25 protein-coding genes are annotated in these 26,207 nt (G+C 64.3%); 5 read left to right on the top strand and 20 right to left on the bottom strand.

The genetic code is table 11. The features are described from left to right. Window positions 1-7 precede the first annotated feature (7 nt). Window positions 8-1,342 (bottom strand): nucleotide sugar dehydrogenase, encoded by a 1,335-nt coding sequence (locus HDIA_RS19305; RefSeq protein WP_197708181.1) that lies wholly within the window; start codon window positions 1,340-1,342, stop codon window positions 8-10. A gap of 364 nt (window positions 1,343-1,706) precedes the next feature. Between HDIA_RS19305 and HDIA_RS19300 the strand changes: the two genes are divergently transcribed. After that, entirely contained in the window at window positions 1,707-3,047 is a 1,341-nt protein-coding gene (locus HDIA_RS19300; protein WP_099557642.1) for an adenylate/guanylate cyclase domain-containing protein, read from the top strand. A gap of 64 nt (window positions 3,048-3,111) precedes the next feature. Here the strand turns inward: HDIA_RS19300 and HDIA_RS19295 are convergent, their stop codons facing one another. The 16 genes from HDIA_RS19295 to HDIA_RS19220 all read right to left on the bottom strand — a co-directional run bounded on the left by HDIA_RS19295 (window position 3,112) and on the right by HDIA_RS19220 (window position 21,353). Then, the gene (locus HDIA_RS19295) at window positions 3,112-4,218 is read right to left on the bottom strand and encodes an ABC transporter ATP-binding protein (RefSeq protein WP_099557641.1); all 1,107 of its coding nucleotides are present in this window, start codon (window positions 4,216-4,218) and stop codon (window positions 3,112-3,114) included. A 44-nt stretch (window positions 4,219-4,262) separates the two neighbouring features. Then, entirely contained in the window at window positions 4,263-5,903 is a 1,641-nt protein-coding gene (gene bglA / locus HDIA_RS19290; protein ID WP_099559023.1) for a beta-galactosidase BglA, read from the bottom strand. A gap of 61 nt (window positions 5,904-5,964) precedes the next feature. Further along, the gene (locus tag HDIA_RS19285) at window positions 5,965-6,789 is read right to left on the bottom strand and encodes a carbohydrate ABC transporter permease (protein WP_099557640.1); all 825 of its coding nucleotides are present in this window, start codon (window positions 6,787-6,789) and stop codon (window positions 5,965-5,967) included. Window position 6,790: 1 nt separating this feature from the next. Further along, window positions 6,791-7,738 (bottom strand): carbohydrate ABC transporter permease, encoded by a 948-nt coding sequence (locus HDIA_RS19280; RefSeq protein WP_099557639.1) that lies wholly within the window; start codon window positions 7,736-7,738, stop codon window positions 6,791-6,793. Between the two features lie 139 nt (window positions 7,739-7,877). After that, entirely contained in the window at window positions 7,878-9,161 is a 1,284-nt protein-coding gene (locus HDIA_RS19275; protein ID WP_099557638.1) for an ABC transporter substrate-binding protein, read from the bottom strand. A 289-nt stretch (window positions 9,162-9,450) separates the two neighbouring features. Then, on the bottom strand, window positions 9,451-10,944 hold the full coding sequence (gene glpK, locus HDIA_RS19270; RefSeq protein WP_099559022.1) for a glycerol kinase GlpK: 1,494 nt from the start codon (window positions 10,942-10,944) through the stop codon (window positions 9,451-9,453). A 163-nt stretch (window positions 10,945-11,107) separates the two neighbouring features. Further along, window positions 11,108-12,829 carry an ABC transporter substrate-binding protein gene (locus HDIA_RS19265; protein WP_173796263.1) on the bottom strand — a complete coding sequence of 574 codons (1,722 nt, stop codon included), beginning with the start codon at window positions 12,827-12,829 and terminating at the stop codon, window positions 11,108-11,110. A 187-nt stretch (window positions 12,830-13,016) separates the two neighbouring features. Then, on the bottom strand, window positions 13,017-13,298 hold the full coding sequence (locus HDIA_RS19260) for a DUF2160 domain-containing protein (protein WP_099559020.1): 282 nt from the start codon (window positions 13,296-13,298) through the stop codon (window positions 13,017-13,019). Then, the gene (locus HDIA_RS19255; RefSeq protein ID WP_157775740.1) at window positions 13,298-13,702 is read right to left on the bottom strand and encodes a hypothetical protein; all 405 of its coding nucleotides are present in this window, start codon (window positions 13,700-13,702) and stop codon (window positions 13,298-13,300) included. The genes HDIA_RS19260 and HDIA_RS19255 overlap by 1 nt, the downstream gene beginning before the upstream one ends. After that, window positions 13,699-14,583, bottom strand: a complete 885-nt coding sequence (locus tag HDIA_RS19250) for a carbohydrate ABC transporter permease (protein WP_245883979.1) — start codon at window positions 14,581-14,583, stop codon at window positions 13,699-13,701. The genes HDIA_RS19255 and HDIA_RS19250 overlap by 4 nt, the downstream gene beginning before the upstream one ends. Continuing rightward, the gene (locus tag HDIA_RS19245; protein WP_099557636.1) at window positions 14,583-15,452 is read right to left on the bottom strand and encodes a carbohydrate ABC transporter permease; all 870 of its coding nucleotides are present in this window, start codon (window positions 15,450-15,452) and stop codon (window positions 14,583-14,585) included. The genes HDIA_RS19250 and HDIA_RS19245 overlap by 1 nt, the downstream gene beginning before the upstream one ends. A gap of 3 nt (window positions 15,453-15,455) precedes the next feature. Then, complete coding sequence (locus HDIA_RS19240; RefSeq protein WP_099557635.1) at window positions 15,456-16,538, bottom strand: ABC transporter ATP-binding protein; 1,083 nt, start codon at window positions 16,536-16,538, stop codon at window positions 15,456-15,458. Window positions 16,539-16,549: 11 nt separating this feature from the next. Further along, window positions 16,550-17,632 (bottom strand): ABC transporter ATP-binding protein, encoded by a 1,083-nt coding sequence (locus HDIA_RS19235; protein ID WP_099557634.1) that lies wholly within the window; start codon window positions 17,630-17,632, stop codon window positions 16,550-16,552. Window positions 17,633-17,737: 105 nt separating this feature from the next. After that, on the bottom strand, window positions 17,738-19,255 hold the full coding sequence (gene glpD / locus HDIA_RS19230; protein ID WP_099557633.1) for a glycerol-3-phosphate dehydrogenase: 1,518 nt from the start codon (window positions 19,253-19,255) through the stop codon (window positions 17,738-17,740). A 283-nt stretch (window positions 19,256-19,538) separates the two neighbouring features. Beyond that, entirely contained in the window at window positions 19,539-20,324 is a 786-nt protein-coding gene (locus HDIA_RS19225; protein ID WP_099559018.1) for a DeoR/GlpR family DNA-binding transcription regulator, read from the bottom strand. Window positions 20,325-20,474: 150 nt separating this feature from the next. Continuing rightward, window positions 20,475-21,353, bottom strand: coding sequence for a class I SAM-dependent methyltransferase (locus HDIA_RS19220; protein ID WP_245883977.1), 879 nt, complete (start codon window positions 21,351-21,353; stop codon window positions 20,475-20,477). A gap of 170 nt (window positions 21,354-21,523) precedes the next feature. Here HDIA_RS19220 and gloB point away from each other — a divergent pair, with 170 nt between their 5' ends. Together gloB and HDIA_RS19210 are read left to right on the top strand one after the other, a co-directional pair. After that, window positions 21,524-22,294, top strand: a complete 771-nt coding sequence (gloB, locus tag HDIA_RS19215) for a hydroxyacylglutathione hydrolase (RefSeq protein ID WP_099557631.1) — start codon at window positions 21,524-21,526, stop codon at window positions 22,292-22,294. 3 nt (window positions 22,295-22,297) lie between these two features. Then, the gene (locus HDIA_RS19210) at window positions 22,298-22,729 is read left to right on the top strand and encodes a cupin domain-containing protein (protein ID WP_099557630.1); all 432 of its coding nucleotides are present in this window, start codon (window positions 22,298-22,300) and stop codon (window positions 22,727-22,729) included. A 40-nt stretch (window positions 22,730-22,769) separates the two neighbouring features. On the opposite strand, the gene HDIA_RS19205 is transcribed toward HDIA_RS19210, so the two are convergent. The 3 genes from HDIA_RS19205 to yddG form a co-directional block, all read right to left on the bottom strand. Next, on the bottom strand, window positions 22,770-23,351 hold the full coding sequence (locus HDIA_RS19205) for an HD domain-containing protein (RefSeq protein ID WP_099557629.1): 582 nt from the start codon (window positions 23,349-23,351) through the stop codon (window positions 22,770-22,772). An 88-nt stretch (window positions 23,352-23,439) separates the two neighbouring features. Continuing rightward, on the bottom strand, window positions 23,440-24,012 hold the full coding sequence (locus tag HDIA_RS19200) for a helix-turn-helix domain-containing protein (protein ID WP_099557628.1): 573 nt from the start codon (window positions 24,010-24,012) through the stop codon (window positions 23,440-23,442). 56 nt (window positions 24,013-24,068) lie between these two features. Continuing rightward, window positions 24,069-24,950 carry an aromatic amino acid exporter YddG gene (yddG, locus tag HDIA_RS19195; RefSeq protein WP_099557627.1) on the bottom strand — a complete coding sequence of 294 codons (882 nt, stop codon included), beginning with the start codon at window positions 24,948-24,950 and terminating at the stop codon, window positions 24,069-24,071. A gap of 55 nt (window positions 24,951-25,005) precedes the next feature. Here yddG and HDIA_RS25465 point away from each other — a divergent pair, with 55 nt between their 5' ends. Then, on the top strand, window positions 25,006-25,215 hold the full coding sequence (locus HDIA_RS25465; RefSeq protein ID WP_157775739.1) for a hypothetical protein: 210 nt from the start codon (window positions 25,006-25,008) through the stop codon (window positions 25,213-25,215). Beyond that, complete coding sequence (locus tag HDIA_RS19190; RefSeq protein WP_157775738.1) at window positions 25,208-25,969, top strand: DUF1223 domain-containing protein; 762 nt, start codon at window positions 25,208-25,210, stop codon at window positions 25,967-25,969. The genes HDIA_RS25465 and HDIA_RS19190 overlap by 8 nt, the downstream gene beginning before the upstream one ends. Window positions 25,970-26,207 lie beyond the last annotated feature (238 nt).

The raw sequence follows: 26,207 nt of genomic DNA, 5'->3' as shown, positions 1-26,207 counted from the left end.
CGACCCGTCAGGCCTTCACGATCTGTGGTCCGGAGAGGCCGAGCTTGCCGAAGACGTTGCGGGTGTCGACAATGAGCGGCGCCCATTTTGCCAGTGCCGCATAGTCGATGCCGTCGTGATCCGTCGCGATCAGGACCGCATCGAAACCGCGCACGGTTTCCTCGTCGAGCGGCACCGAGCGGCGGCCCATGAGGTCCATGTATTCCCGCGTCCTCGGGATTTCGTCGACATGGGGGTCGTGGAAGGCGGCGCTGCCCTTGCGTTCCTCGATCAGCTCGATCAGCTTCAGCGACGGGCTTTCCCGGATGTCGCTGACGTTCTTCTTGTAGGCAAGCCCGATGACGAGAATGCGCGAGCGGCTCAGCGCCTTGCCGGAGTGGATGTCCAGCGCCTCGGCGAGGCGGCCGACCACATGGCGCGGCATGGCGGAGTTGATCTCGCCGGCAAGCTCGATAAAGCGCGTCGGCAGTTCGTATTCGCGCGACTTCCAGGTGAGATAGAAGGGGTCGATCGGAATGCAGTGGCCGCCGAGCCCCGGTCCCGGATAGAAGGGCATGTAGCCGAAGGGCTTGGTCTTGGCCGCGTCGATCACTTCCCAAACGTCGATGCCCATGGCGTCGTAGAGGACCTTCATCTCGTTGACGAGGGCGATGTTGACGGCGCGGAAGATGTTCTCGGTGAGCTTCACCGCCTCGGCGGTCGCGGTGGAGGAGACCGGGATCGCCGATTTCACCACGGCGCCGTAGAAGGCCTGCATCAGCCGCGACGTTGCCTGGTCGTCGCCGGCCACGATCTTCGGGATCGTCGTCGTCTCGAAATCGGTGTTGCCGGGGTCTTCCCGCTCCGGCGAGAAGCCGAGGAAGAAATCGATGCCGGAGCGAAGGCCGGTGCGTTCCAGAATGGGGCCGACGACATCCCGCGTGGTGCCGGGATAGGTGGTCGATTCCAGCGCCACCAGTTGGCCGGACCGCAGGTATTCGGCGATCGTCTCTCCGGTCCGCGTCACGAAGCTCAGATCCGGATCGCGGTGCTTGGAGAGCGGCGTCGGGACGCAGATGACGATGACGTCACACTGGGCGAGGCCGGAAAAATCGGTGGTCGAACGGAAAAGACCGGCCTCGGTCTGCCTGCGCAGCTCGGCGTCCGTTACCGCTCCGATATAGGATTCGTGCCGGTCGAGCGCGACGATCTTGGCCGGATCGATGTCGAAGCCGACGACGCGGAAGCCGCCACGGGCAATCGCCATGGCGAGCGGCAGCCCGACATAGCCGAGGCCGATGACACCAACCTGAGCGGCGCGGGATTGAAGGGCCGACAGAAGTCGTTCGGCCGTATCGGGCATGACGTTCAACGTGAGCGGTCTCTGTGAGGCAAGGGACTCACACATGGTCGGAAAGATCGGTGGCGTCAAGCCGGACGGGCGGAAGGTAATGGTGCTCGCCCGTCATGGCTCTGCCACCAGTGCCGGCCCGGTTGCTCAGGGTGTGAGCATGACAATTAATTCGCCATCATTGAACGTTTACGATGAGAAATGCGACGTGGGGTGAACATACCGTTCGACGTCTGGTTTTGCGGAGGCGGCTCACTATATGAAGCAACTGTCGCATAGTATCGATCTTTCAAGACCATCAGCCTGCGATCTGTCCTCCTCATCCCCAAGCAGGACATGACCCGCGCCGGCGTTCCTTTCCGGATACCCCCTTTTCATGAGCACACACACTTCCGGCGTTTCCAGCATTCTGATCGAGCAGGTTTCGATCTGGCTCAAGACGTCCGCCCTTGAGGGCAAGGAACTGGAGAAACTGGTCTCCGGTTTCTGCGAGCGCCTGGCCGCGGCCGGCATGCCGATGAGCCGCATTCACCTCAGCTTTTCCGTGCTCCATCCGCTCTACGACGCCCTCGGCTTCACCTGGGGCCGGGGCAAGGGAGTGAAGACGGTCAGCTTTCAGCTGAAGAAGGAACACAGCCTCAACGAGCGCTTCCTTCAAAGCCCCTATTTCTATTTGCTGCAGAACGACCTCGACCACCTGCGCCGGCGGATCGATCCTTTGACCCCGTCGGAATTTCCGATTTTCGAGGATCTGAAGGCCGAGGGCGTGACCGACTACCTCGCCTTCGTCCAGCCCTTCGGGGAGGGCGTGGACCAGAGCATGTTCGGCTCCTGGGCGACGGACGTGCCGGGCGGTTTCAGCGACGACGTGATCGAGGCGCTTCTGAAGATCCAGAAGAGCCTTGCGGTTGCGGCCAAGATGTCCGTTCTCGGCAAGCTCGCCGACAACATGCTGCTCACCTATCTCGGCTCCAGCGCCGGCAAGCGGGTGCGCTCGGGGCAGATCCGGCGCGGCGACGGCGAAACCATCCGGGCAGCGCTGGTGATGGTCGACATGCGCCAGTCGACCGTGATGGCCGAGCGCGAGGGCAGGCAGGCCTATATCGACACGCTCAACGAGTTCTTCGATGCGACGGCGACGCCCTTCACCCACAATGGCGGCGAGATCCTGAGCTTCATCGGCGACGGCTTTCTGGCGATCTATCCGTGCAGCCGTCACCGAGAACCCTCGATCCAGGCGGCCAAGGCCGCCATGGCGGCGGTGCGCAAGGCGAAGGCGCGCATGGTCGATCTCAACGTCGAGCGGCGGGGGCGAGGCGAGGCGGAAATCCGCTTCGGGATGGGCCTGCATGTCGGCAACGTGATGTTCGGCAACGTGGGCCTGCGCGACCGGCTGACCTTCTCCGTCTTCGGGGCTGCGGTCAATCAGGTGCAACGCCTGCAGGAACTGGCCAAGACGGATGGTGCGCCGATCGTCGCGAGCCAGATCTTCGCCAACTACAGCGGCGGCGAATGGGACTCGCTCGGGGAGCGGACGCTGAGAGGCTTTCCCCAGAAAGTGCCCGTCTTCCAGCCGGGAGACTCCAACCTCGTCATGGCGCCGACCGATGCGGCCGATGCGGCGATGGCCGACGGGCTCTCCGAGGCCGAGCAGATCATGCTGCTCTACAAGACCGCGCGGAAGAACAGGCCGTCCGAGGTCAAGACCACGCATTGATGGATCGCGTTTCGCCGTGCGGTCCGTGATGGGCCGCTGGCGCTCCGTTCGAGCGATCGGGCTGTCAGGCGGCCGCGACGGCGGGAAGGCGCCGGTAGGCCTTGCCGTTCGCATCGAAGAGATGCAGGCACTCGTCCGGCGCACTGACGGAAAGCCTTTCGCCCTTCCTGATCCTGGCGTCGCCGGCCAGCTTGACGATCAGCGGTTCGTCCTCGCCGATGTCGACATAGACCATCGTCACCTCGCCGAGCTTTTCGACGAGCGTCACCGTCCCGGCGAAGAAGGCATCGTCGTGGGGCGCGGCTCGAAGGTCCTCCGGCCGCACGCCGAAATGGACCGTCGAGCCCTCGATGCCGGGCGGCAGGTCGAAGCTGGTCGCCACCTTGAGCCCGCCTTGCGGCGCGACGATCGCATTGGCGCCGGCCTTTTCCACCTTCGCCGTGACGATGTTCATCGCCGGAGAGCCGATGAAGCGGGCGACGAAGAGGTTGGCGGGCGTGTGGTAAAGCTCCATCGGCGTGCCGACCTGCTCGATGCGGCCCGAGTTGAGCACCACGATGCGGTCGGCGAGCGTCATCGCCTCCACCTGGTCGTGGGTCACGTAGATCATCGTCGTCTGGGCCATGCGCTCGTGCAGGCCGGCGATCTCGATGCGGGTCGCGACACGCAGCGCCGCGTCGAGGTTGGAGAGCGGTTCGTCGAAGAGGAAGACCTTCGGATCGCGCACGATCGCCCGGCCGATGGCGACGCGCTGGCGCTGGCCGCCGGAAAGCTGCTTGGGCAGTCGGTCGAGATAGTCGGTGATCTGCAGCATCTCGGCGGCTTTCCTGACGCGCCGGTCAAGCTCGCCCGGCTCGGCCTTGGCGAGCTTCAGGCCGAAGGCCATGTTGTCGTAGACGGTCATGTGCGGATAGAGCGCATAGGACTGGAACACCATGGCGATGCCGCGCTTGGCTGGCGGCAGGGCATTCACGACCTTGCCGTCGATGGTGAAGGTCCCCGAGGTGATGTCCTCGAGCCCGGCGATGAGGCGCAGGAGCGTGGACTTGCCGCAACCGGACGGGCCGACGAAGACGATGAACTCGCCCGACCTGATGTCGAGGTCGATGCCGTGGATGACCTCGATGTGGCCATAGGCCTTCTTCACGTTCGAGAGCTTCAGGTCGGCCATCGGGGTTCCTCCATTTCACTCTTTTTCTTGTCCGCTGCCCTTGCTCACCTGATCCAGGCAAAGAATGCGTCGATGTGGTTGAGCGTGACGGTATCGCCCTTCACCGTGCCCTCGAAGCCGAGACCGGCGACGGGCTCGACGCGCATCTCCTTCGGCAGGATGAAGTCCGCCGGGCTTTCCGCCAGATTGAAGAGGCACAGCATTTCGCGGCCTTCGTGACGGCGCACGAAGGCGATCGTTTCCTGCTCGGCCTCGATGAACTGGACGTCGCCCTTGACGAGGATCGGGGTCTGGCGTCGGAAGGCGAGGAAGGTCCGGAAGTGCGCCATGACGGACGCCGGGTCCGTGCTCTGGCGCGAGACGGCCATCGGCAGGTGCTCGGCCGGCACCGGCAGCCACGGCCTGGCTTTCGAAAAGCCGCCGTTCGGCTCGCTCTCGCTCCAGACCATCGGTGTGCGGCAGCCGTCGCGGCCCTTGAACTCGGGCCAGAAGGTGATGCCGTAGGGGTCCTGAAGATCCTCGAAGGCGATCTCGGCTTCGGTGAGCCCCAGTTCCTCGCCCTGATAGAGACAGACCGAGCCGCGCAGCGAAAGCAGCAGCGAGCCCATCACCTTGGCGAGCCGGACGGGGTCGGTGCTCTTGTCGCGAAAGCGCGTCGCGGGGCGGACGACGTCGTGGTTGGAAAAGGCCCAGCAGGGCCAGCCGCCGGCCGAGCCCGCCTCGAAGCGCCTGACCGTCGAGGTGATGAACTCGCGGCCGTAGCCGTAGCCGAGGAAGTCGAAGGTGTAGCACATGTGCAGCTTGTCGCCGCCGGAGGTGTAGGCGGCCATCAGTTCGATCGCCTTGCCGGCCTCGCCGATCTCGCCGACCGCTGTGGAGCCCGGATATTCGTCGAGCAGCGCGCGGAATCGCTTCAGGAACTTGAGGTTTTCCGGCCGGTTCTTGTCGTAGACATGGTCCTGAAAGCCGTAGGGGTTCACCTCGGGGATTTCCGACTTCTTTCCCGTTGGCGGGTTGTCGCGCAGACGGGCGTCATGGAAATAGAAGTTGGCGGTGTCGAGGCGGAAGCCGTCGACGCCCCGGTCGAGCCAGAAGCGGACCTCGCCGAGGATCGCGTCCTGGACCTCCCGGTTGTGGAAGTTGAGGTCCGGCTGAGAGACGAGGAAATTGTGCAGGTAATACTGGCAGCGGCGGGTGTCCCACTCCCACGAGGAGCCGCCGAAGACCGAGAGCCAATTGTTGGGGCAGGTGCCGTCCGGGTTGGGATCGGCCCAGACGTACCAGTCGGATTTGGCGTTGTCGCGCGAGGAGCGGCTTTCCATGAACCACGCGTGAACGTCGGAGGTGTGCGAGAGCACCTGGTCGATCATCACCTTGAGGCCGAGCCGATGAGCTTCGGCGACAAGGTCGTCGAAATCGGCGAGCGTGCCGAACATCGGATCGACGTCACGGTAGTCGGCGACGTCGTAGCCGAAATCCTTCATGGGCGAGGTGAAGAAGGGCGAAAGCCAGATCGCATCCGCGCCGAGGTCGGCGATGTAGCCGAGGCGCGAGGTGATGCCCTTGAGATCGCCAATGCCGTCGCCGTTGGAATCCTGAAAGCTGCGCGGATAGATCTGGTAGATCACCGCGCCGCGCCACCAGTCCGGATCGCTCGCGGCAATCTGCGTTGCGCCTCTGCTCATGGCTTTGGTGTCCATCTGGCGTGTCTTTCTCAAACTTGCGATGTGGTCCGCCGCGTCATGGTCATCCTTTCACGCCGCCGGCGGTGAGGCCGGAGATGATCTTGCGCTGGAAGATCAGCACCAGAACGATGAGCGGCGCGGTCACGATGACCGAGGCGGCCATGATGATGCCCCACGGAATCTCGAATTCCGTCGCACCCGACAGCAACGCGATCGCGACTGGAACCGTTCGCTGGTCGTTGTTGGAAATGAAGGTCAGAGCGAAGAGGAACTCGTTCCAGGCGGCGATGAAGGCGAGGAGGCCCGTCGTTACCAGCGCCGGCCACATCAGCGGCAGGAAGACCTTGACGATGATGGTGAAGGGCGTTGCGCCGTCGACGATGGCCGCTTCCTCGATCTCGATCGGCAGGTCGCGCATGAAGGTGGTCAGCACCCAGACCGTGAAGGGCAGGGTGAAGATCATGTAGGCGAAGATGAGCGAGAAGAGCGAGTTGTAGAGCCCCGCCGCGCGGACCATCTCGAACAGGCCGGCAAGCACGGCGATCTGCGGGAACATCGAGACCGAGAGCACCGTCAGCAGGAGCAATCCCCGGCCCCGGAAGCGGATACGGGCCAGCGCGAAGGCCGCCGTGACCGCGAGGAAGAGCGAGATCGCCACCACGACGAAGGAGACGATCAGCGAGTTGAGGACGTTGCGCGGGAAATAGCCCGTCGTCAGCACGGCGATGTAGTTGGCCGGCGAGAAGTCCTTGGGCAGATAGTCGACCTCGAAGAGCGACGTTCCCGATTTGAAGCTCGTGACGATCGCATAATAGAAGGGGAAGACCGCCTGGAAGACGATGATGGCGACGAGGGCATAGAAGCCGACGGATTTCAGCGTCTTCATCTCAGTCGCCTCCCGAAAGGTTCAGCCGGCCGAGCTTGATGTAGAGGATCGTGATCAGCGCGATGACGAGGAAGAGCAGCGTCGAGGCCGCCGAACCGTAGGCGAACTTGTCGAACTGGAAGAGGTTTTCCTGGGCGAAGACCGACATGGTCTGGGTCTGGTCGTTGTTCGGCGTCAGGACGTAGATGAGATCGAAGACGCGCAGGGCATCGAGGGCGCGGAAGATGACCGCGACCATGATCGCCGGGCGCACCAGCGGCAGCGTCACCTTGAAAAAGACCTTCACCGGGTGGACGCCGTCGATCTTCGCCGCCTCGTAGATGTCGCCGGGGAGCATCTGCAGGCCGGCGAGGATCAGCAGCGCCATGAAGGGGGTCGTCTTCCAGATGTCGACGATGAGGACGGCGACCATCGCCGTGTCGGGCGAGGCGGTCCAGGCGATCGGCGCGTCGATCAGGTGCAGCCGCATGAACATGTCGTTCAGGATGCCGAACTGGTCGTGCATCATCCAGGCCCAGAGCTTGGCCGAGACGATGGTCGGGATCGCCCAGGGGATCAGGACGGCGGCGCGCACGATGCCGCGCCCCTTGAACTCGGCGTTGAGCACCAGGGCGATGATGGTGCCGAAGATGGTCTCGAAGAAGACGGACAGAAATGCGAAACGCACCGTGTTCCAGACCGCGTGCCACCAGGCCTGATCGACCAGCAGGCCCCGGTAGACGGTGCGCCCGCTCGGCAGGTGGAGCACCCGCAGGTAGTTGTCGAAGCCGACGAAGCTTGCCGTATCGACGGTGTCGAGCTTGGCATCGGTGAAGCCGAACCAGATCGTCTTGAGCAGCGGCCAGCCGGCGACGAGCGCCAGGATCAGGAGCATCGGGGCAAGGAACAGCCACGCGGAACGGATGCGTTGCCGTCCAAGCTCGGAGCCGGTGTTGACGCCTCCCGCCATGGCCGAAACCCTCCCTGAAAGCCGGCCGCTTCATGCGGCTCGTTGGTGCCGTTTATTGGAGGAAGGGGCGGAGCACCCGTCTCCCTTGTCCCTTTTTGAAGGAAGAGGGCGGGGGACGATGCCCCCGCCGTCTGAAGGGTCAGTTCCAGCCGCCGCCCATCATGTCGGCGAGGTCGATTTCCAGTTCGGCGAGATTGTCCGCCGCCGTTCCATCGCCGGAGAGCGAGTTGTGGACCGCCGTCCAGAACTTCGACGAGACCTCGTTATAGGCGCCCTTCGTCGGGGCCGAGGGACGCGGCACGGCGTTGAGGAAGATGTCCTTCCAGCGCGGGATCACCGGCTGCTTTTCGGCGATTTCCTTGTCGTCGTAGAGCGCCTTGATGGTGGGCAGCTTGGAGAAGCCGACGGCGCGGAATTTCTGCGCCTCGGGCGAGGAGAGATATTTGACGAGGCCGATCGCGGCTTCCTGGTGCTTGGAATATTTGGAAACGGCGAGGTTCCAGCCGCCGAGCGTTGCGGCGGAGCGGGCATTCTCGCCGTCGCCCATGGGCAGGGGGGCGACGTCGAACTTGTCCTTCACGGCGCTGTCCGCCGAGTTGCCGAGTGCGAAGGCATAGGGCCAGTTGCGCATGAAGACGGCATTGCCGGTCTGCCAGACGCCGCGGCTGTCCTCTTCCTTGTAGGCGAGCACGCCCTCGGGCGAGATGGTGCCGATCCAGCTCTTGGCGGTTTCAAGCGCCTTGATCGCCTGCGGGTTGTTGACCGAGATGGTGCCGTCGGCCTCCACGATCTGGCCGCCGCCGAAGGACTTGATCCATTCCAGCGCGTCGCAGGTCAGGCCCTCGTAGGCGGCGCCCTGAAAGACGAAGCCCCACATGTTGGCATTGCCGGCCGCGCGCTCCTTGTCCTGGATTTCCTTGGCGGTCGCCGCCATCTCGGCCCAGGTCTTCGGCGGCTCCTTGCCGTATTTTTCCAGCAGATCCTTGCGGTAGAAGAGCGCCGGGGCGTCGGTGAACATCGGCAGGGCGACGAGCTTGCCGTCGACGGTCTGGCTCTCGACGATGGCGTCGAAATGCTCGCCGATGACGTCCTTGGTCGCCTCCGTCAGGTCGACGAAGTGGTTGGCGAGCTGCGGCGCCCAGATGACGTCCGTGCGGTAGATATCGATGTCGGCGTTCTGCGCGGAAAGCCACAGCCGGTACTGGCCGAACTGGTCGGTGGTCGAGGCCGGCATGGAGACAATGTCGACCTCATTGCCGGTCTTGGCCGTGTAGTCGGCCAGTTGCAGCCGGAACTCTTCCAGATCCTGCCCGACCGCGCCGGACACGATGGAAAGCTTTTCGGCATGGGCGGCGTTTGCCTGCATGCCGAGGATGAGTACGCCCGCGGCGGCGCATGCCCGCAATGGTGCTGAAAACGTCATCGATGGACCTCCCTGTTGGCGTCGGCCTTTTGGCCGTTCGTTCTTTATCTTTTATGGCCGGATGGTCATCGGCTTGGTCCTGGTGGCGGTCCCGGCTTCCTTCGAAATCCGTGCCGGCCATTCCGGTCCTGCTGTCGTCCTTTGCGGATCGTTGTTGGCGAGTTCTCCGTATGGTGGTGCGGCGAGGCGCAATGGTCAAGCCGACAGTTTCATCGCTTCTTGTACCTTGTCAACGTTGTCATTGAATTTAACCCCAAGTCTTGCCGCTGAAATGGCGATGTTTTGGGCTTCAGTTTTTCTGACGGGAAAGGGTCCGGGCAATGGCGTCCCGCCATCCGGCCTTCTTCTTCTCGCGCGTTGCGTCGTCCATCTTCGGCGCGAAGCGATGCTCGCATTTCCATGTCGCGGCGAAACCCGCCTCGTCCGGCCACAAACCGGCCTTGCGGCCCGCCAGCCAGGCGGCGCCGAGGGCGGTCGTCTCGAGGATTTCAGGCCGGTCGACCGGGGCGTCAAGGAGGTCGGCAAGGCACTGCATGGTCCAGTCGCTTGCCACCATGCCGCCGTCGACGCGCAGGATCGTTTCCGCCGAGGCGGCCCAGTCGCGGTGCATCGCCTCGACGAGGTCGGCGGTCTGGAAGCAGACGGCCTCCAGCGCGGCGCGGGCGAACTCCGCCGGACCGGTGTTGCGTGTCAGGCCGAAGATGGCGCCGCGCGCCTCCGCGTCCCAATAGGGGGCGCCGAGGCCGACAAACGCCGGGACGAGGTAGATCGCCTGTTCGGGATCGGAGGCGGCTGCCAGTTCGCCGCTCTTGGCGGCCTTGTCGATCATCTTCAGGCCGTCGCGCAGCCACTGCACGGCCGCGCCGGCGATGAAGATCGAGCCTTCGAGAGCGTAGGTCGTCTTGCCGTCGAGACGATAGGCAATGGTCGTCAGGAGACGGTTGTTCGAGGCGACGAATTCCTCGCCGGTGTTGAGGACGGCGAAGCAGCCCGTGCCGTAGGTGGATTTCAGCATGCCGGGCTCGAAACAGGCCTGGCCGACGGTCGCCGCATGCTGGTCGCCGGCGACGCCGAGGATCGGGATCGCATGCCCGAGGATTGCCGGATCGAGCATGCCGAAGTCGGCGGCGCAATCCTTGACCTCGGGCAGCATCGCGCGCGGCACGTTGAGCGCGGCGAGGAGGTCGTCGTCCCAGTCGTTGGCGCGAATGTCGAAGAGCAGCGTGCGGGCCGCGTTGGTCGCGTCGGTGACATGAATGCCGCCGCCGGTCAGGTTCCAGATCAGCCAACTGTCGACGGTTCCGAAGCAGAGTTCTCCGGCCTCGGCCATGGCGCGGGCGCCCTCGACATGCTCCAGAATCCAGGCGACCTTGGTGCCGGAAAAATAGGGATCGAGCAGCAGTCCGGTCCTGGCGGTGAAGGTCTCCTCAAGTCCCTTTGACTTGAGTGCCGCACACATATCCGAGGTGCGCCTGTCCTGCCAGACGATGGCGTTGTTGAGAGGCTCGCCGGTCTTTCGATCCCAGACGAGCGTCGTCTCGCGCTGGTTGGTGATGCCGATCGCGGCGATGTCGGCGGCCTCAAGGCCCGCATCGGCGATCGCGCCCTTCATCGTCTCGATGGTGGTGCGGACGAGGTCTGCCGGGTCGTGCTCGACCCAGCCTGGATGGGGATAGTGCTGGGTGAATTCCTGCTGGGCGCTGCCGACGATCTTCTGGGCCCCGTCGAAGACGATGGACCGCGTGGACGTGGTTCCCTGGTCGATGGCGAGGATGTGCGTCATGGAAGGTTCCAGCGTGAATTCGGTTGTCCACGCCGCCATCCGGCGAGCGCGGTCGATCGTTGTCGTACAGGCTTTGGGCTTCGTCAAACGGCCCGGCCGACGCTTGCTGGCGCCGGCCGGGGAGGGGGATCAATCTCCCCGGTGGATCAGGGATCCCTGACGATCAGTTCTGCCAGGACTTGATCAGTTCGTCATAGGAGACGGTGACCGGCTTTTCTTCCTCGTTCTCGAGCTTGGCCTTGGGCGAACCCGGCTGGCTCAGCCAGTAGGACGGATCCTGTTCTTCGTTGAGCTTCGGACCGATGTCGCCCTGGACGCCGGCGCGCTCCAGACGGGAGAGCACCTTTTCCTGGTCGGCACAGAGCGAGTCGAGCGCTTCCTGCGGGGTCTTGGCACCCGACATGGCATCGCCGATGTTCTGCCACCAGAGCTGGGCCAGCTTCGGATAGTCCGGCACGTTGGTACCGGTCGGCGACCATTGCAGGCGGGCCGGCGAGCGGTAGAACTCGATCAAGCCGCCGAGCTTGGGCGCGCGGTCGGTGAAGTGGTCGGAGTTGATGGTCGACTGGCGGATGAAGGTCAGACCCACGTCCGACTTCTTGAGGTCGACAGTCTTGGACACGACGAACTGGGCATAGAGCCAGGCCGCCTTGGCACGGTCGACCGGGGTCGACTTCATCAGCGTCCAGGAACCGGCGTCCTGATAGCCGATCTTGGTGCCTTCAGACCAGTAGGCGCCGTGGGGCGAGGGGGCCATGCGCCACTTCGGGGTGCCGTCGTCGTTCATCACCGGCAAGCCGGCCTTGACCATGTCGGCGGTGAAGGCGGTGTACCAGAACATCTGCTGGGCGATCTCGCCCTGGGCGGGAACCGGACCGGCCTCGCCAAAGGTCATGCCCGCCGCAGCCGGCGGCGAATACTTGTTCAGCCAGTCGATTGCCTTGGTCACGGCATAGACGGCCGCGGGGCCGTTCGTCGCGCCGCCACGGGCGACGCACGAGCCCACGGGTTGCGACTTCTCGTTGACGCGGATGCCCCATTCGTCGACGGGCAGGCCGTTCGGCTCGCCCTTGTCGCCCATGCCGGCCATCGACATCCAGGCGTCGGTGTAGCGCCAGCCGAGCGAGGGATCCTTCTTGCCGTAGTCCATGTTGCCATAGACCTTGGTCGGGCCGCCCATGTAGGACATGTCGCGGCCGGTGAAGAACTCGGCGATGTCCTGATAGGCCGTCCAGTTCACCGGGACGCCGAGGTCGTAGCCGTATTTTGCCTTGAAGTCGGCCTTAGTCTTCTCGTCGTTGAACCAGTCGTAGCGGAACCAGTAGAGGTTCGCGAACTGCTGGTCGGGAAGCTGATAGAGCTTGCCGTCAGGTGCCGTCGTGAAGGAGGTGCCGATGAAGTCGTCGACGTCCAGCATCGGGTCGGTGACGTCCTTGCCTTCGTCGCTCATCCAGTCCGTCAGGTTGCGCGCCTGCTGATAGCGCCAATGCGTGCCAATGAGGTCGCTGTCGTTGATGTAGGCGTCGTAGATGTTCTCACCCGACTGCATCTGCGTCTGCAGCTTTTCCACGACGTCGCCTTCGCCGATCAGGTCGTGGGTGATCTTGATGCCGGTGATGGCGGAAAAGGCCGGTGCGAGCACTTTCGATTCATACTCGTGGGTGGTGATCGTTTCGGAGACGACCTTGATTTCCATGCCGGCGAACGGCTTGGCGGCGTCAACGAACCACTGCATCTCCTTTTCCTGATCGGCGCGCGAGAGCGTCGAGAGATCGCCGATCTCGCTGTCCAGGAAGGCCTTGGCCTCGTCCATGCCGGCGAAGGCGGGGCTTCCGCTTGCCAGCATCGCGGCCACCCCGGCCGTGATCAGCAAATGTCTACGCATGTTGTCCTCCCTTTATCGTTGCCGGTCGAATTCGTTCCGGCGTTGCCGTCGGCGGCTTTTTCCCGCCGAAAGTTCCTGTCGCGCCTGCCGAACTCCTCGATCAGCGTGGCGCTCCAAGTATTCGTTTTCGCATCGCGTTGTCCGAAAACCGGTTTCCGCTTTTCGGCGCGATGCTGTGGTGCCCCTCTCAGACCAGCCGGAAGACGCCGACGGCGTAGACCAGCGAGAGGGCCACGGCCCACCAAAGGTTCGGGCCGACGAGCCCGAGCCAGAAAAGGCAGATGAAGGCGCTGCCGAGCAGCGAAATGAAGAGGCGGTCGCCGCGCGTCGTCTCGAAGCGCAGGAGGCCGACACGGGGCGCGCCGCCGGGCGAGACATATTCCCACACACCCATCAGCGCGATCAGCGAAAAGATGACGAGGAAGAAGACGGCGGTCGGGGCCGTCCAGGCCATCCAGGAAAAATCCATCATGAAACTCCTCGATCAGTGCCCGTGGACGGAGAGACTTCAAAGACGTCAGAGTCCATCTGGTCCAGCGTCTCATCGAAGTCGCCGGCAAGGTCCTTCGCAGCAAGGACGGACAGGATGCCGGAGAGGTGATTCAAGGCATGCCAGAAAGAGCCAAGCGAATAAGCCGAGTCCCTCTGCTCCATTTCCTTGCGAAGATCGCCCAGATCGTCGGACACCCCGCCCTTTACAGGCGACGGCTCTGATGGGCTGAAGATTTCCGAGGGGAACACCTTCCAATAGTGTGCCTGGTCTCCTGCCACTTTCACTTCGCTCAGGCCCGCCATCTGCATTCTTGTCAGAAGGGCGACTGACGCGTTCTTGATTTCCTCAAGAGATATCGCCTCTCCGTCGCGCCTCATCATACCCTCCCCAGGGCAAAGCCCTTGGCGATGTAGTTGCGGACGAACCAGATCACGAGCGCGCCGGGGATGATGGTCAGCACGCCGGCGGCGGCGAGAACGCCCCAGTCCATGCCGGAGGCGGAGACCGTGCGGGTCATGGTGGCGGCGATCGGCTTGGCGTCGGTGGTGGTGAGCGTCCGCGCGATCAGGAGTTCCACCCACGAGAACATGAAGCAGAAGAAGCAGGCGACGCCGATGCCGGACGCGATGAGCGGCATGAAGATCTTCACGAAGAAGCGCGGGAAGGTATAGCCGTCGATATAGGCCGTTTCGTCGATCTCCTTCGGCACGCCCGACATGAAGCCTTCCAGGATCCAGACCGCCAGCGGCACGTTGAAGAGGCAGTGGGCGAGCGCCACGGCGATATGGGTGTCGATGAGGCCAAAGGCCGAATAGAGCTGGAAGAAGGGCAGGGCGAAGACCGCCGGCGGGGCCATGCGGTTGGTCAGCAGCCAGAAAAAGAGATGCTTGTCGCCAAGGAAGCGGTAGCGCGAGAAGGCGTAGGCTGCCGGCAAGGCCGCCGCCACCGAGATCACGGTGTTCATCACCACGTAGATGATCGAGTTGATGTAGCCGGAATACCAGGACGGATCGGTGAAGATCACCATGTAGTTCTTGAAGGTGATGTTCTGCGGCCAGAGCGTGAAGCTGGACAGGATTTCCTCGTTCGTCTTCAAGCTCATGTTGACGAGCCAGTAGATCGGCAACGCCAGGAAGAGGATGTAGACGACCGGGATCAATGGCGCGAAACGGGCCGATCCTCGCGCCTTGCCGACCACGGAGGCCCGGGCGGGAACCCGGTCGGGTGCGCGGGTGACGGAGCTGGTGGTAACGTCGGACATCAGCCTTCTCCCTGCCCGTAGTTGGTCATGACCGTGTAGAAGACCCAGGACAGCGCCATGATGATCAGGAAGTAGACGATCGACATGGCCGCAGCCGGGCCGAGGTCGAACTGGCCGATGGCCATCTTGACGAGATCGATCGACAGGAAAGTCGTCGAGTTGCCCGGGCCGCCGCCGGTGACGACGAAGGGTTCGGTGTAGATCATGAAGCTGTCCATGAAGCGCAGGAGGATGGCGATCAGCAGGACCCGGTGCATCTTCGGCAGCTGGATGTAGCGGAAGACGGACCAGCGCGAGGCGCCGTCGATCCTGGCGGCCTGGTAGTAGGCCTCGGGGATCGAGACGAGACCGGCGTAGCAAAGCAGGACGACGAGGCTCGTCCAGTGCCAGACATCCATGACGATGACGGTGATCCAGGCGGCGACCGGCTCCTGGGTGTAGTTGTAGTCGATGCCGAAGCGCGCGAGCGTGTGGCCGAGAAGGCCGATGTCGACGCGGCCGAAGATCTGCCAGATGGTGCCGACGACGTTCCACGGAATGAGCAGCGGCAGCGCCATGGTGACGAGGCAGACCGGAACGCCCCAGCCCTTCTTCGGCATGGAAAGCGCGATGACGATGCCGAGCGGCACCTCGATGGCGAGGATCACCAGCGAGAAGATCAGGTTGCGCCCCAGCGCGTCGTAGAAGCGCTGGGAGCCGAGCAGTTCCTCGAACCATTCGGTCCCGGCCCAGAAGAACTCGTTGTTGCCGAAGGTGTCCTGGACCGAATAGTTCACCACGGTCATCAGCGGGATCACGGCCGAGAACGCCACCAGCAGCAGCACCGGCAGGACCATGAACCAGGCCTTGTTGTTGAGCGTCTTGTTCATGGATCAGGCTCCCCGGCTTGCCGGTTCGACGAGATGGGCGTCGGCGTAGACATTGAGGCGGTCGGCATCGAAGTGGACGCGCGGGCTTTCCGGGATCGACCGGCCCTCGGGCACGATGGCGTTGAGCGTGTGCGCGCCGAGCTGGCCGCGCAGGATGCGGTAGCGGCCGATGTCGTCGACCCCGCGCACGGTGATCGGAAGACCCGAGGCATCGTCGGACAGGTGCACGAATTCGGGCCGGATGCCGATCTCGGACTTGCCGGAGACAGGGGCGTAGCTCGCGGGAAGACGGATTTCGTCGCCGCCGACGCGGGCGACGTTGCCGGCGATCTCGGCCGGCAGCACGTTCATGCCCGGCGAGCCGATGAAATAGCCGACGAAGGTGTGACGCGGCCTTTCGAAGAGTTCGGCGGGCGTGCCGACCTGCACCACCTCACCCTCGTACATCACCACCACCTTGTCGGCGAAGGTGAGCGCCTCGGTCTGGTCGTGGGTGACGTAGATCATGGTGAAGCCGAAGCGGCGGTGGAGATGCTTCAGCTGCGAGCGCAACTGCCACTTCATGTGCGGATCGATGACCGTGAGCGGCTCGTCGAAGAGGATCGCGTTGACATCGTGGCGCACGAGGCCGCGCCCGAGCGAGATCTTCTGCTTCTCGTCGGCGGTGAGGCCGCGCGCCTTGCGGTTCGCCTGGTCGGCAAGCCCCAGCATCTCGATCGTCTCGGCGACGCGGCGCTTGATGTCGGGGGCGGGAACGCCCCGGTTCTTCAGGGGAAAGGCGAGGTTCTCGGCCACCGTCATGGTGTCGTAGATGACCGGGAACTGGAACACCTGCGCGATATTGCGGTCTTCCGTCGGCAGCAGCGTCACGTCCTTGTCGCCGAAGAGCACGTGGCCATGGGACGGGGTGAGCAGGCCGGAGATGATGTTGAGAAGGGTGGTCTTGCCGCAGCCTGACGGGCCGAGGAGGGCGTAGGCGCTGCCGTCCTCCCAGGTCTGATGGACTTCCTTCAGCGCGAAGTCCGAGGCCTTGCTCGGGTTGGCGTAATAGGAGTGGGCGATGTGGTCGAGAACCAGACGGGCCATGATCGCCTCCCTCAGTTGGTGGTGGCGCCGGGCGCGGCAACGAGCCGGCCGTCGGGGGTGAAGACGAAGAAGCGCTCCGGATCGAGATAGACCGGAATGCGCTGGTCGACCTGGATGCCGCGCACGCCGTGGGCAAGCGCCACCCAGCGGGCGTCGGCGAAGTCGACGTGGACGAAACTCTCCGAGCCCGAGATCTCGGTGACGGCGACCGGAACCTCGATCGCGATGGCCTTGTCGTGCGGCCGGTCGAGATAAAGGTGATGCGGGCGGAAGCCGATGGTGTAGCTGCCTTCGCCGAGGCTCGCCGCGGCCTTCGGCGCGGTCACCTGCACACCCTCGCCGAGAATGAAGTCCTGGCCGGACTTGCGGATCTCGAGGCTGTTGAGCGGCGGATCGGAGAAGGTCTCGGCGGTGATGAGGTCGGCCGGCCGGTTGAAGACATCGATGGTGGGGCCGAACTGGGTCACGCGGCCTTCCGACAGCGTTGCCGTGTTGCCGCCGAGCAGCAGGGCCTCGGACGGCTCGGTCGTCGCATAGACGAAGATCGCGCCGGTCTCGGCGAAGATCTTCGGAAGCTCCTCGCGCAGTTCCTCGCGCAGTTTGTAGTCGAGATTGGCGAGCGGTTCGTCGAGGAGGACGAGTTCGGCGCCCTTGACCACGGCGCGGGCAAGGGCCGTGCGCTGCTGCTGGCCGCCGGAGAGGTTGAGCGGCGTGCGGTCGAGATAGGGTGTGAGCCGCAGGAGGTCGGCCGCCTTCTTCACCTTGGCATCGATCGTCGCCTTGTCGTCGCCCTGCAGGCGCAGCGGCGAAGCGATGTTCTCGTAGACGGTGAGCGAGGGGTAGTTGATGAACTGCTGGTAGACCATCGCCACGTTGCGCTTGCGCACGGGGATGCCGACCACGCTGACCTCGCGCATCAGGATGTCGCCGGAGGTCGGCGCGTCGAGGCCGGCCATCAGGCGCATCAGGCTGGTCTTGCCCGACAGCGTCGGGCCGAGCAGCACGTTGAGCGTGCCCTTTTCGAGACGCATCGACACGTCGGCGATATGCGTCTCGCGTCCGACGGTCTTGGTCACGTTCCTCAGTTCCAGCATGTCCCCTCCCAAAACGGTGCGCCGCAAGGCTCCTCAACCTTTTGCCGGCGTCCCGTCTGAACCGTTCTTCCGGACCCGCCGACAGGGGCGGCCTCCGGCTCTCGTCTATTCCGCGGCGCGCGCGGTCACGTAGCTTGCCGCGTTTGCCTTCATCCAGTTGTCCAGCGCCTCGGCCTCGGCCCCGGACATCGAAAGCCCGAGCTTGGTGCGCCGCCAGAGCACGTCCTCGGCGCTTGCCGCCCATTCATGCGTCATCAGGAAGACGACCTCGCGCTCGTAGAGATCGGCGCCGAAATGGGTGCCGAGATCGGCAACCGAGGCCGTGGACTGCAGGATGGCAAAGGCGCGGGTGCCATAGAGGCGGGCCAGGCGGCGGGCATGGCGCTCGGCCAGAAAGGGGTGGTCGCCGCGAAGGCGGGCGACAAGCGTCTCGTAGCCATCGGTGGCGAAATCGCCGCCCGGCAGGGTGGAAGAAGCCGTCCACGGTGCGCCCTTGGCGCCGATGAGGCCGGCGATCTTGTCCAGCATCGCCTCGGCGAGGCGGCGATAAGTGGTGATCTTGCCGCCGAAGATGTTGACGAGGGGGGCGCCGTCGCTACCGTCGACCTTCAGCACATAGTCGCGGGTCGCTTCCTGTGCCTTGCTGGCGCCGTCGTCGTAAAGCGGGCGGACGCCGGAATAGGTCCAGACCACATCGTCGCGCACGATCGGCTTGACGAAATATTCGCTGGCGGCCGCGCAGAGGTAGTCGATTTCGCCTTCGGTGATCGCAACGTCGCGCAGGTCGCCCTCATAGTCGCGGTCGGTGGTGCCGATCAGCGTGAAGTCGGTCTCGTAGGGGATCGCGAAGATGATGCGCCCGTCGGCATTCTGGAAGATGTAGCTGCGGTCGTGGTCGTAGAGCTTCTTCACGACGATGTGGCTGCCCTGCACGAGGCGGACATTGTGCGCGTCGTTCTGGCCGATGGCCGAGGAGAGCACCTTGTCGACCCAGGGGCCGGCCGCGTTGACGATGAGGCGCGCCGCGACCGTCTCGATGGCGCCCGACGTCTCGTCGCGCAGCGTGATGGACCATTTGCCGCCATCGCGACGGGCAGACACCACCGTGTGGCGGGCCATGATGTGAGCGCCGCGATCGGCCGCGTCACGCGCGTTCAGCACAACGAAGCGGGCATCGTTCACCCAGCAGTCGGAATATTCGAACGCCTTGGAGAAGAGCGTCTTCAGCGGCTTGCCGGCCCGATCCGTGGTGAGATCCAGCGTCCGGGTCGCCGGCAGCAGCTTGCGGCCGCCGATATGGTCGTAGAGGAAAAGGCCGAGGCGCAGGAACCAGGCCGGGCGCAGGCCCTTGTGGTGTGGCAGCACAAAGCGCAGCGGCCAGATGATATGCGGGGCCTGGCGCCAGAGCACCTCGCGCTCCATCAGCGCTTCGCGCACAAGCCGGAACTCGTAATGCTCCAGATAACGCAGGCCGCCGTGAATGAGCTTGGTCGAGCCGGAGGAGGTGCCGCTGGCGAAATCCTTCGTCTCGGCGAGGCAAACGGAATATCCGCGGCCGGCGGCATCCCTTGCGATGCCGCAGCCATTGATGCCTCCGCCTATGACGAAGATGTCGTAGACCAATCCAACCTCCCTTGGCGTGTCGAAAGCGGAGACGTCGTCCCCCGATGCGACGCGCGGCGCGATCCGTCATTTTTGTTTCGCAATGCAACAATTGCGAATGGATCGTCGATGGTTCTGAGCCTAATTCGAAAAAATATCGAAGGTCAATAGAAAAAAATCGAAAATGCGGCGGCAATGTGAACCCGGGAGCGCGTCCCGATGGCGAAAATGCAAACGGGTTCCGAGCCTTACCGTTTGGTCAAGGCGCGGCTGGCGTCATTGCGACAGGCTGTGGGGATGAGGATCAGTCGCCGACGGACTGTTCGCGAGGCAGGCTGGCCTCGATCAGGGCCACGTCATTTTCTTGCGCGATGCGGCGGATCGTGCGTGCGCTGCAGCGATCCGTGACGAACGTATCGACCTGCGACAGGTGGCCGATGCGCACGGGCGCGGTGCGCTCGAACTTGGTGGAATCGGCGACCAGAATCACGTGGCGGGCGTTGGCGATGATCGCCTGCGCAACCTTCACCTCGCGAAAATCGTAGTCGAGCAGGGCGCCGTCGTCGTCGATGGCGGAGGTGCCGATGATGGCGTAGTCGACCTTGAACTGGCGGATGAAGTCGACCGCGGCTTCGCCGACGATACCGCCATCGGCCTGGCGCACGACGCCGCCGGCGATCACCACCTCGAAGCCGGCGTGAACGCGCATCACATTGGCAACATTGATGTTATTGGTGATGATCATCAGGCCGCGATGCTGTAGCAGGGCATGCGCCACGGCTTCGGTCGTGGTGCCGATGTTGATGAAGAGCGAGGCTTCGTCGGGAATGAGCTTTGCCGCGCAGGCGCCGATCGTCGCCTTTTCATCGGCGGCGATCGACCGCCGGGCGCCGTATTCCATGTTTTCCACGCCGGACTGGCTGACCGCGCCGCCGTGAACGCGCATCAGGAGCTTGCGGTCGCAGAGTTCATTGAGATCGCGCCGGATCGTCTGGGGCGTGACGTCGAAGCGCGTGGCGAGTTCATCCACGCCGACGCGCCCGACGCGGCGGGCCAGATCCAGGATTTCCGTTTGCCGGGGAATGAGCATGCGCGATTCGGCCCAATGCAATGTTCGCTTTCAATGAAAACGAACATAGGTGGTCCGAATGCAAATGTCATCGAAAAAGCGCGAATGCGATGGAGCGCGCCAAGGACGGCGCCGTCGCGAACTGTCGCTGCCTGAGGAACTGGCCGGAGCCTATGCCCGATCCGTCGCCGGAAAGGAGGAATGCTGCAGAAGGCCGGCGTCCGCCAGGGGAGCCGCAGCGGTGGCGTCTTCCCGGCCCATGGGGCTCGCGCCAGCCGGAATGAGGGATGGGCGGAAGGCGGGTTTCAGTCGCACCTTCTCCTTCACGGGCAGGCCCTGATAGAGGAGCTTCGTCGCCTCGACGATGATGACGCCGGCAAAGGCCGGCCAGAATTTCTGGCCGATCGCCTCCCAGGGGGAGGAGGGGCGGCGGACCCGGCGCCGCTTGACGGGGAGCATGTGCAGCGCCTCGGTCCACATGACCGGCGAGAACTGGCTTTCGCGCAGGAGCGTCGTCATCTGGCCGCGCGAAAACGGCCGGCCATAACCGAAGGGCGACGTGTCGAGCCGGGCCCAGAGACCACGCCGGTTGGGCACGACCACGAGGATGCGGCCGCCGGGGGAGAGGACGCGCCAGAGTTCCCGCAGCACCTCGCGCGGATCGTTGGCCATCTCGAGCATATGGACGAGGAGGACGCGGTCGACCGAGGCGTCCGGCAGGGGCAGCATGTCGTCGTTGACGAGGGCGGCCGCGGACGGGCCGGTCGGGGGCCAGTTCACGACGCCCTGCGCGGCCGGCATGAAGGCCACGACCCGTTCGGCCTCCGTCTCGAAGCCGTCCAGATAGGGGGTCGCGTAGCCGAGCCCGAGAATGCGGTCGCCGCGCACGGTCGGCCAGATGTGATGGACCCGCTGGCGCAGAATCTGGCGAACCGTCGCGCCCAGTTCCTCGGCGTAGAAGTCGCGCAGATCGATGACGTCGAGATACATCGCATCCCATTCGGGTTCGAGAGATGGCCGGTAGCCGTCGTTGCGACAGGTTTTCCACACCGGGCGCCGCGTGCGCAAACAGTGTTGACCATCAGGAGTAAATAAATGGCGAGACCGGCATTCAAGTCCAAGACCCGATCCGTTACGGTCGGCCAACCGTAAGGCCTGCGGCGCATGGTTTTTGCCCGCCAGAGCCTGGACTTGGGACCGGAATACGACAAGGAAACCTGATGGAAGACGTCCAGATCGCCCTCGTGCCCTGCCTGACCGACAATTACGCGGTGCTGATGCATGTGCCGGCAACGGGAGCCACCATCCTGGTCGATGCGCCCGACGCCCAGCCGATCGCGCAGGTGCTGACGCAGAACAACTGGAAACTGACCTGCATTCTCATCACCCATCATCATTCGGACCACATCGACGGTCTGATGATGCTGAAGGCGGCCTCCAACGCGACCGTCGTCGGGCCGGCGCTCGACAAGGACCGCATTCCGGGCCTCGACGTCCTCGTTGCCGACGGCGACGAGGTGAATGCCAGCGGCCTTGAGGTGAAGGTGATCGCAACGCCCGGCCACACCAGCGGGCACGTCTCCTACTGGTTCCCGAAGATGGGCGTCGTCTTCACCGCGGATACGCTCTTTGCGCTCGGTTGCGGGCGTATCTTCGAGGGTACGCCGCAGATCATGTGGGAGTCGCTGAAGAAGCTCGCCGCGCTGCCGCCCGAGACGACCGTCTTCTGCGGCCATGAATACACGCTTTCGAACGCCCGCTTCGCCGTCACGGTCGATCCGCACAACAAGGCGCTGGAGCAGCGCGTGCGCAAGGTCATGACCCAGCACATGAAGGGCGAGGCGACGATCCCGACCACCATCGGCGACGAGCTTGCCACCAATCCCTTCATGAGGGCCGACGATCCGGCGATCGCCGAGCGGCTCGGCATGGTGGGCAAGCCGGAGGTCGAGGTCTTCGCGGAACTGCGCCGGCGCAAGGACAGCTTCTGAGCCATGGCTCCGACCGCTTCCGCCGACGCCATCATCGAGCGTCTTGGCCTCCAGCCGCATCCCGAGGGCGGTTACTATCGCCAGACCTTCGAAGATCGGGCGGGCGAGAGCGGGCGGGCGTTCTCCACGGCGATCTACTATCTGCTGAAAGCGGGCGAGCGGTCGCACTGGCACAGGGTCGATGCGGCCGAGGTCTGGCATTTCTATGCCGGATCGCCGCTGGCGCTCGGGCTTTCGGAGGATGGCGTCACGACGACGACCGTGACGCTCGGCCCCGACGTTCTTTCGGGCGAGGCGCCGCAGGTGATCGTGCCGACGGGTGTCTGGCAGGGCGCGGAGTGCCTCGGCGACTGGACGCTGGTCGGCTGCACGGTCGCGCCGGGTTTCCGGTTTGCTGGCTTCGAGATGGCGCCGCCCGGCTGGACGCCGGGATGATCGGCGGGGAGCGGGCAGGCCGCTCCGACTCTTGCCGGATCTAGCCAGCCCGACGACGCGTTTCCTCGTCCACGAGCGTGCGGATGGCCCGCAGCAGCGGATGGGCGTCGGTCTGCTTCACGCCATAGCCGAGGTTGAATTCGTAGTCGAAGTCGGCCGGGTTCTTGCCGACGTTGTGCTGCAGCATGGTCTCCAACTTGTCGAAGCCCTTGGCGAGCACGGCTTCGGGCGAGGACGCCGTGTTGTAGTCGTCCCAGAGCGCCAGAATATCGTCCCTCAGATCCTGCGGCAGCGGCGCGCAGAGCGTTTCGAGGTCGGCGCGCTCGCGTTCGGCCCTGCCGTCGCCTTCAACTTGAAGGATGGGGGGCACATCGCCGGAAATCGCCTCGCCGAGATCGTGGACGATGCACAGCTTCAGAAGCTTCAGCCGGTCGCAGTCGCCAAGGTCGCGGTCGAACATCAGCACCAGCAGGCACAGGCGCCAGCTATGCTCGGCGGTGCTTTCGGCCCGCCCATTCGAGGTCGTTCCGCTGCGCAGCGTGTTCTTGAGGTTTTCGGCCGCCTGAATGAAGTCGAGAATGCCGGCAATCCGGGCTTTTTCCGGTGTGTCGTGGGCGTTCATGAGAGGGCTCGTTCCTTGCCTCAAGTCCGTCGCAGATCGACGGGAAGGCTATCGACGTGAGCCGGCACATCGCAACAGGCCGCATAATTTATTCAGGGCCGATGCGGGCGCCGTCTCGGACGAGCCGGGCGTAGCTGCCATCGGAGAGAGGGATGCGTGCGAGGCGAATCTCTCCCGCGCGGATCGTGAGTTCGGGAAACTCCGCCCGTTCGGTCATGATGGTCAGCGCCGGGGCGACCGGCTTGTACCAGCCCGCCTCTTCCAGTCGCGTCTCGCCGGCTCGAATGCCCTCGGAGGCAAAGCGCCACAGCGACACCCCGAGCAAATCGGCCAGTGGAATCCGCCAGGTGGCCATGCGCGCCGGCGAGGCGGCCAGCAGCCGGTGGGTGAGGTCGCAGACGAGATGAACCGGCTCATGGGCCATGGCGACGAGGTCGAGTAGCGCCTTGTCGGCTGCGGCCTCGGGGCGCGCGGTCAACAGCTTGGAGAGATGGCGGACCTGCTGCGGGGATGGCATGACGGCGCCGCTTTCCCAGCGGCAGACCGTCGTCTGGGAAACGCCGAGCGTTTCGGCCAGTGCCGCCTGCTTGACGCGGTTGAGCGTGCGCCAGCGGCGAAGGGCGGAGCCGAGAGGCTTGGGATAGAGCGGCAGGGTAGTCATGATGCCCGATCATAGCGCGGGAGAGGGCGGCATGACATCCGTCCCGACCGGTCTGGCTACCTCTGGCGAAGAAACAAATCCTTGGCGGCCAGCAGTGCGCCGCCGGAGACCAGCAGGCAGGCGATCAGGACTTCCCAGGAGAATTGTCCAAAGCCGGTGAGGATCAGAGAGAGCGTCGAGAGCACCGGCGCGGCATAGGCCGAGGCGCCGAGCACCTGGATATCGCCGCGCTTGACGCCATGGTCCCAGACGAAGAAGGCGAGGCCGACCGGAAAGGCGGCCAGCGCCAGCACCATCGACCACTGGAAAGGCGTTTCGGGCCAGACGGTCGCCTCGAAGAGCCAGTGGCAGAGAAGGCTGAGGGCGGCGGTCGCGAGGCAGAAGCCGGTGACGGCCTCGGTCGGAACGCTGGCGACCCGGCGCGAGAGCACCGAATAGGACGACCATGTCAGCGCGGAGGCGATCGCCGCGCCGTAGCCGAAGGCATATTGCCCCGAGAGCGAGAGGCCGCCGCCGCGCGTGATCAGGATCGCGGCGCCGACGAAACCGATGGCAACGCCGGTCAGGTGGTGCCACCTCAGCTTCTCGCCGGGCAGAAATCCGGAGAAGAGGACGATCAGCAGCGGCCAAAGGTAGTTGATGAGATTGGCCTCGACCGGCGGCGCATTGCGGATCGCGGTGAAATAGAGCGCGTGAAAGCCGAAGAGCCCCACGGTGCCGAGAAGCCAGACCTTCGGCGGCTGCTTCAGGGACGCCAGTCCCTTGCCCGACGCCACGAGCCAGACGAAGGCGGCAAGACCGGAAAAGCCGAAGCAGAGCGCATTGAGCAGGAAGGGAGGCACCTTGCCCGACCCGGTCGCGAAGACCCCGAGCAGCGACCACATCAGGACGGCGGTGAGGCCGATCAGGGTCGCGCGGCGGCGTTGGGCGTCGGACATGAGGCGAACTCGAAGGGCGGGCGGAGGGGCCCGTGCGGATGCCGGGAGGGGATGGATGCCGGGCGGTCTTACGGTCTTTGCGGCGGGCGATCAAGCGGGCGGTATCCGGCGCGTCATGCCGCCGGAATTGCCTGTCTTGCAGGAATCGATCACTTTTTGGGTGCGCACCTTTGTCTCACCCACATGTGACTCGCTGCGTGAACCATCGTTGCCTATTGTCCAAATCAAGAATTCCTGGTCACTTTGTGGAAAATGGCATGTTTGACAATGGCTTGAAATATTGGGCGGCGGTTGCCGGCTGCGTTGCCGGCCTGTCAGCCGGGGCAACGGATGCTCTGGCCGCGGAGCCCAGCAGCGTGGTGGAGCTCTTCACCAGTCAGGGCTGCTCTTCATGCCCGCCTGCGGACAAGGTGCTTGGCAAGCTCGCCGACGATCCCAAGATCCTGGCGCTCAGCTTTTCCGTCGATTACTGGGACTATCTTGGCTGGAAGGACACATTCGCCAATCCAGACTATTCGGCTCGCCAGCGGAACTATGCGGCGAGCCGGGGCGACAACTCCGTCTATACGCCGCAGGCGGTGATCAACGGCCGTGTGCACGTGGTGGGCAGCCGCGAGAACGATATCCGCACCGAAGTGAGGGATCTCGATCGTGGCGGCGATGGTCTTACCGTCCGGGTCACGGCGGAACTGACCGGCGATCGGCTGGTCGTGACGATCCCGGACGGTCCGAAACTGCATGGCGCCGACCCGACCGTCTGGCTTGTGACCTATGAAAGCCGGGCAAGCGTGCCGATCGGCCGGGGCGAGAATGCCGGCCGCACCGTGACCTATTCGAATATCGTCCGCCGGCTGCAGCCGATCGGCATGTGGTCCGGCGCCGACATGCGGATCGAATACCCGGTCTCCGACCTGATGCTCGGCGGTGCCGACGGCTGCGCCGTCCTGCTGCAGCAGAACGAGGGCGGGCACCTTGGCCCGATCATCGGCGCGGCCAAGGTCAAGCTGCCGACCTCCTGATCCGGCCTCCGGCGCACAGTCCTGTCTGCCGGATGTTGTGCCTATTCGCCTGCGTTCCTCCGAAGGCCCGTTCGCCAAAAACGCGAATGGGCTTTTTCATTTCTTCTTGTGGTCTATAGATGATCCGGCCTTGACCTGCTGGTCATACTGCGTTGCACAAAAATATTCACGAAGACGTCCATCCCATTCCTTGTGGCTGGCAGGTGATTGACAGAAAAATACGGCTGGACTCTTGAGT

Source organism: Hartmannibacter diazotrophicus, from assembly GCF_900231165.1.
In the GTDB taxonomy this organism is placed as follows: Bacteria; Pseudomonadota; Alphaproteobacteria; order Rhizobiales; family Pleomorphomonadaceae; genus Hartmannibacter; species Hartmannibacter diazotrophicus.
This window is presented reverse-complemented; position numbering and strand designations above follow the sequence as displayed.

Coding starts and splice junctions, on each gene's coding strand:
- HDIA_RS19200 (WP_099557628.1), bottom strand. CDS start 24,012: ATGACTACCCTGCCGCTCTATCCCAAGCCTCTCGGCTCCGCCCTTCGC.
- HDIA_RS19250 (WP_245883979.1), bottom strand. CDS start 14,583: ATGTCCGACGTTACCACCAGCTCCGTCACCCGCGCACCCGACCGGGTT.
- HDIA_RS19260 (WP_099559020.1), bottom strand. CDS start 13,298: ATGGATTTTTCCTGGATGGCCTGGACGGCCCCGACCGCCGTCTTCTTC.
- HDIA_RS19240 (WP_099557635.1), bottom strand. CDS start 16,538: ATGGCCCGTCTGGTTCTCGACCACATCGCCCACTCCTATTACGCCAAC.
- HDIA_RS19205 (WP_099557629.1), bottom strand. CDS start 23,351: ATGAACGCCCACGACACACCGGAAAAAGCCCGGATTGCCGGCATTCTC.
- HDIA_RS19300 (WP_099557642.1), top strand. CDS start 1,707: ATGAGCACACACACTTCCGGCGTTTCCAGCATTCTGATCGAGCAGGTT.
- HDIA_RS19305 (WP_197708181.1), bottom strand. CDS start 1,342: ATGCCCGATACGGCCGAACGACTTCTGTCGGCCCTTCAATCCCGCGCC.
- HDIA_RS19285 (WP_099557640.1), bottom strand. CDS start 6,789: ATGAAGACGCTGAAATCCGTCGGCTTCTATGCCCTCGTCGCCATCATC.
- glpK (WP_099559022.1), bottom strand. CDS start 10,944: ATGACGCACATCCTCGCCATCGACCAGGGAACCACGTCCACGCGGTCC.
- yddG (WP_099557627.1), bottom strand. CDS start 24,950: ATGTCCGACGCCCAACGCCGCCGCGCGACCCTGATCGGCCTCACCGCC.
- HDIA_RS19245 (WP_099557636.1), bottom strand. CDS start 15,452: ATGAACAAGACGCTCAACAACAAGGCCTGGTTCATGGTCCTGCCGGTG.
- HDIA_RS19225 (WP_099559018.1), bottom strand. CDS start 20,324: ATGCTCATTCCCCGGCAAACGGAAATCCTGGATCTGGCCCGCCGCGTC.
- HDIA_RS19210 (WP_099557630.1), top strand. CDS start 22,298: ATGGCTCCGACCGCTTCCGCCGACGCCATCATCGAGCGTCTTGGCCTC.
- bglA (WP_099559023.1), bottom strand. CDS start 5,903: ATGAGCAGAGGCGCAACGCAGATTGCCGCGAGCGATCCGGACTGGTGG.
- HDIA_RS19190 (WP_157775738.1), top strand. CDS start 25,208: ATGTTTGACAATGGCTTGAAATATTGGGCGGCGGTTGCCGGCTGCGTT.
- HDIA_RS19280 (WP_099557639.1), bottom strand. CDS start 7,738: ATGGCGGGAGGCGTCAACACCGGCTCCGAGCTTGGACGGCAACGCATC.
- gloB (WP_099557631.1), top strand. CDS start 21,524: ATGGAAGACGTCCAGATCGCCCTCGTGCCCTGCCTGACCGACAATTAC.
- HDIA_RS25465 (WP_157775739.1), top strand. CDS start 25,006: ATGCCGGGCGGTCTTACGGTCTTTGCGGCGGGCGATCAAGCGGGCGGT.
- HDIA_RS19235 (WP_099557634.1), bottom strand. CDS start 17,632: ATGCTGGAACTGAGGAACGTGACCAAGACCGTCGGACGCGAGACGCAT.
- HDIA_RS19275 (WP_099557638.1), bottom strand. CDS start 9,161: ATGACGTTTTCAGCACCATTGCGGGCATGCGCCGCCGCGGGCGTACTC.
- HDIA_RS19265 (WP_173796263.1), bottom strand. CDS start 12,829: ATGCGTAGACATTTGCTGATCACGGCCGGGGTGGCCGCGATGCTGGCA.
- HDIA_RS19255 (WP_157775740.1), bottom strand. CDS start 13,702: ATGATGAGGCGCGACGGAGAGGCGATATCTCTTGAGGAAATCAAGAAC.
- HDIA_RS19295 (WP_099557641.1), bottom strand. CDS start 4,218: ATGGCCGACCTGAAGCTCTCGAACGTGAAGAAGGCCTATGGCCACATC.